3 protein-coding genes are annotated in these 4,443 nt (G+C 73.6%); 1 reads left to right on the top strand and 2 read right to left on the bottom strand.

The genetic code is table 11. From position 1 onward, the window contains the following. Nucleotides 1-96: 96 nt before the first annotated feature. Together ETD85_RS60430 and ETD85_RS60420 are read right to left on the bottom strand one after the other, a co-directional pair. Nucleotides 97-3,447, bottom strand: coding sequence for a coiled-coil domain-containing protein (locus tag ETD85_RS60430; RefSeq protein ID WP_379507209.1), 3,351 nt, complete (start codon nt 3,445-3,447; stop codon nt 97-99). A gap of 69 nt (nt 3,448-3,516) precedes the next feature. After that, nucleotides 3,517-3,924, bottom strand: coding sequence for a hypothetical protein (locus ETD85_RS60420; RefSeq protein WP_240780146.1), 408 nt, complete (start codon nt 3,922-3,924; stop codon nt 3,517-3,519). A 241-nt stretch (nt 3,925-4,165) separates the two neighbouring features. On the opposite strand from ETD85_RS60420, the gene ETD85_RS65320 reads away from it, so the two are divergent. Next, on the top strand, nt 4,166-4,443 hold a 278-nt coding region (locus tag ETD85_RS65320), incomplete at its 3' end, for a hypothetical protein (protein WP_206059608.1).

The raw sequence follows: 4,443 nt of genomic DNA, 5'->3' as shown, positions 1-4,443 counted from the left end.
TGTATAAGAGACAGAGTACCCCCCGCCACTCAAGTAACCGCCCCGCCTGGTCGGCGTCGCCGCAGCTGGCTCGGCAGCCGTTGTGCCGTAGCGGGCTCAACCAGCGGTCCTGTCGACGTAGGCCGCCAGCGCCCGCACCCGCTCGGCGTGCTGGTCATGCCCGACGATCACCGGCGGCTCGTTGTACGGCATCGCGTCCGAGGAGCGCCGCAGCTTGATGTACTGGCCGCAGGCGTCGATCGCGTACGGCTCCATGTCGTCCTGCAACGCCCCGATCACCGTGATCCCGTACGTCTCCCCGATCCTCCTGAACAGCGCCACCGCCTCCCGGCGATGCTCCTTGCCCAGGTTGCGCCCCAGCTCGTCGAGCACCAGGCACAGATGCCCGCCCCCCGACGAGGCGATGGCCGCCGCGCACACCAGCTTGACCGCCTTCTCGTCCATGAGCGCGGTGTTGGCCCGCCGGTTGTACGGCACGAACCCCTGCCCCTCGCCCCGCCGCCACTTCGGCGTCACCCGCCACTGCCAGCGCTGCTCGGGATCGGCCGGCGCGGGCGGCACCGGGAACTCCAGCGTCGCTCCGTAACCGCCGTAGGAGGTGTCGAGCTTCTCGAACTCCTCGGCCACCCGGGTCAGCCGCGCCTTGATCGCCGCCGTCAGCGCCGCGCGGTGCACCGCCGTGGACTGCGCCGCCTCCTCCGCGCCCCTGGCCGCCGCCGCCAGGTCGCGCTGCCTGGTCGCGATCTGGGCCTCGATCTGGCGGCGCTGGTGGCGTTCGTACTCCTCCTGCCCCCGCAGATAGGAGGCCAGCGCACCGCACACCGCCGCGAACGTCGCCTGCTCCCGGGCCGTGCTCCCGCCCCGCTCGCTCAGCAGGAACCGCAGCTCCTCCGGGATCTCCGCGTCCTCCTCCGGGAACGTGTCGCGCAGCGCCTGGTCGAAGTGCCGCTCGGCGATGCGCCACCACTCCTCGGCGGCGCGCGGCCGCTCCTCCTCGGGCAGCGCCGCGAGCCATTCGCGGGCCGTCTCGACCGTGCCGCCCCAGTCGGCGGCCAGCGCCGCCAGCTTGAGCGACTCGCGTTCGGCGCCGACCTTGGCCTCCTGATCGCGTGCCTGCGACCGCTCGCCCTCATGCCGGTGCCGCCGGCCTTCCAGCCGCTCGATCTCCATGTCCCGGGTCCTGGCGCGGAAGTCCAGCGTCCCGGCCTGCCGCTCGGCCTCGGCGACCTTGGGGGTCAGCTCCTCGATCGCCGCGTTCAGCTCGCCCAGCCTGGCCCGCCGCTCGCCCAGCTTCGCCTCCAGCTCGGCCAGCCGCACCCCGGCCCTGGCACCCTCCAGCCGGCGCTGAGCCTCGGCGACGGCGTCCTCACCATCGTGTACGGCCTGCGCCGCCGTCTCCTGGACGTCCTTGGCCCGGTGCAGCCGCTGCTCGGCGGCCTTGATCCGAGCCTCCCGCCCGGTCGCCACCCCGTCGAACGCCCCCACGACGCTGACCCCGGCCGCGCTCACCAGCACGGAACCCGGCAGGTCCGCCAGGGCGGCCGCGGCGGCGTCCAGGTGCGCGGCATCCACGATCACCGCATGCTCGTTCGGCCACCCCCGCAACTCACCCAAGGCCAGCCGAACACCACCCCCACCGCTCGGCCCACCATCAGCACCGGACCCGCCGTCAGCACCGGACCCGCCGTCAGAACTGGGCCCGCCGTCAGAGCTGGGCCTGCCGAAGCGGGCCTTGAGCGCGGCGCTCAGCGACTCGGCGCTCTGCCCTTCCACCTCGTCCGCCCGGCCGCGCAGAGAACGGCCGGTGCTTGCCTCCGGGGAGCTCGTGTGGGCGGCGTCCCTGGCCTGCTCGGCGACGTCCAGCGCGTCGAGCAGGCCGGTAGCGTCGATGCCCGCCCCCGCCAGGGCGTTGAGCTGGGCCGCCGCCGGGCCGCCCTCGGCGTCGTCGAGCGCGGCCTGCGCGGAGGACACCTCCCGGTCGGCCACGCCGAGCGCCTTGAGCGCCTCGTTGAGCCGCAGCCTGACCTCGCCCAGCTCCCGCTCGGCCGTGGGCACGTCACGCCCGTCCGCGAACCTGCGCGTCTCCTCCAGCGCCGGGATCAGCCCGCGCAGCTCGTCGGCGGAGTTCTCTGCCACCGCCCGGTCGGCGTCGAGCTTGGCCGCCCGAGCCTGCAGCGCCGCAAGCTCCTTGCGCGCCTGAGAGACCTGCCGGTCGAGAGTGTCCTCCCGGAGCGTCGCGATCTCGGCCTTGACCATGGCGATCGCCTCGGCCGCCGCCTCGCCCGCCGCACGGTGCCGGTCGAGGTCGGCGGCCAGGGCCTCGTCCTTGCCCGCGGCGTCGGCGAGCTTGCGCGCCTGCCGTCCGCGCCAGCACCGCAACGCGTCCGCCAGCCGCACCCGTGCCTGGTCACGCCGGTCGAACGTGGTCAGCAGCGCCTTCGACTCCGCCTCGAACTCCGCCAGCCGATCGCCCGCCTGCGCCGCACGCACCCGCTTGGCGTGCTCGTCGCGCCGTGCCTCCCGCTCCTGCTCCAGCTCGGCGTCCAGACCGGTGAGCGCGGCGATGGCCTCGAAGACGCGTTCGGGGGAGATCTCGTTGAGCGGCTGGGAGAGGAGGTTGGTGGCGACCTTGCTGCGGACCGAGGTGGAAAGGAACGACACGCACCTGATCCGGTCGCCGTAGAGCACCTTGGTCAGGTCGCGGGCCACGACGTCGCGCCGGCCGGCCGACTTCGGCAGGGACGCCCAGATCTCGTCGGCCCGCGCCACCCGCTCGGCCTCGGACTGGGACGCGGCCAGGTGCACGCCCTCCCGCCAGCGGATCTCCAGGTGCGGCGCCTCCTGATTGACCTTGAGCCACACGGTGACGGCCCCGCCCGAGGTGTCGGGCACCTCGAAGAGCTCCCCGCTCGTCTCGTCGTCGTCCTCGGCCCCACCGAGAACCAGCTCCCCGCCGCCAGCAACCGCCGCGGAGCGGACGCCACTCGCAGAAGCTCCAGCCCCGGAGGCCCCGGCCCCGGAGGTCCCGGAGGCGGGGGAAGTTCCGGCGGGGATGGGTGTGAGCGCGGCCGGCCCCGGGCCGGCGGGGGAGGGCGCGGTGCCGAAGCCGTCCATGCCAGGCGGCCCGAAAACGCCCACGATGTAGCCATGGTCGGCACTCGCCCACTGGCGGGCACCGGCGCCGCTGGCCAACTCGGCGTTGAACAGCAGCTCCGACACCGCCTTCGCCCCCGAGGCGAAGCGCCACTGCTCGTCACCCAGCAACGCGGTGATCGAGGCGATGAACGACGACTTGCCCGCGCCGTTGGAGTCCTTCGGCCCGGCGCCGGCCACGACGATGAGCGTTCCGGGGACGGTAGGCACCGGATGGGTCGAGAGCCGCGAGATGTTGACCGCCTGTATGGCGATCAACACCCGGTCCCCGACGATGTTCTCCACCTGCGACACCTGTAACCCCCGTAAGCCTTTCCATTGTCCTGACGCTGATCTGTCCGTCCCGCCGGTGCGGGTGCGCGCTCAGTGTGCCGATCTCCGTGCCCGTACGGCCGTCGCGAGCGGTGTGTTCGGGCCGGCCGCCAGGATCAGCTCCTCCTGCAACCGCCGCCGTGCCGCCGGTGTCAGCCGGTGGAACTGCGGGCCGGGCACGTAGCCGCCCGCCTCTTCGCCCGCCTTCACCTGGCCCAGCAACCCCGCATGCCGCAACACCCGCAGCGCCGCCTCCAGCTCGCCGATCGGCAACTGGGTGTGGCGGCGCAGCTCGTCCACCGGCGTGGGGTGCGGCGACAACCAGGAGTCTTCGGGCAGCAGCCCTTCAGCCCGCGGGATCGCCACCGAATGCACCAGCACGAGAGTCAGCACCGCCCGCTCGCTCACACCCAGCCGCGCCCCCGCAGCGCCACCACCCGCCCGGGCCACGGGACTCATGGCGACACCCACTCCGACCGCCACACCTGAGCTCGTGCCGCCACCAGGCACGGACCCGGAGGCCCCGTCGCCAATACCGGAGGCTGCTCTCACGTCGCCACTGGGCTGGGGCGTCGCGCTCGCGTCGCCACTAGGCCGAGGTGCCGCGCCCGCGTTATTGCCCGATCCGGTCACCGCATCCGCATCCGCACCCGCGCCCCCATCTGTGCCAAGGCCCCTGCCCGCATCCGCGCTCGTGCCGGTGCCCTTCCTCTTGCCCGTGCCCGCCTTCGGGCCGCCCGTGCCGCCCGTGCCGCCCGTGCCCGCATCCGGGCCCGTAAGGCCGTCGGGCACAGAGGACGCCGACGGCGCCGCATCCGCCGACGGCACTGCATCCGCCGACGGCACCGCATTCGCCGGAGGCGCCGCCTCCGTCGAGGACGCTGACGGCACCGCGTGCGTCGAGGGCACCGCATCCACCGAGGGCACGGAGGATGGCGAAGGCGGGGTGGCGGCTGACTCTTATCCACAGCTTACACG

Source organism: Nonomuraea zeae (genome assembly GCF_005889725.1).
GTDB classification, from domain to species: Bacteria; Actinomycetota; Actinomycetes; order Streptosporangiales; family Streptosporangiaceae; genus Nonomuraea; species Nonomuraea zeae.
The sequence above is the reverse complement of the archived record's forward strand: the minus strand, read 5'-3'. Positions and strand labels throughout refer to the sequence as shown.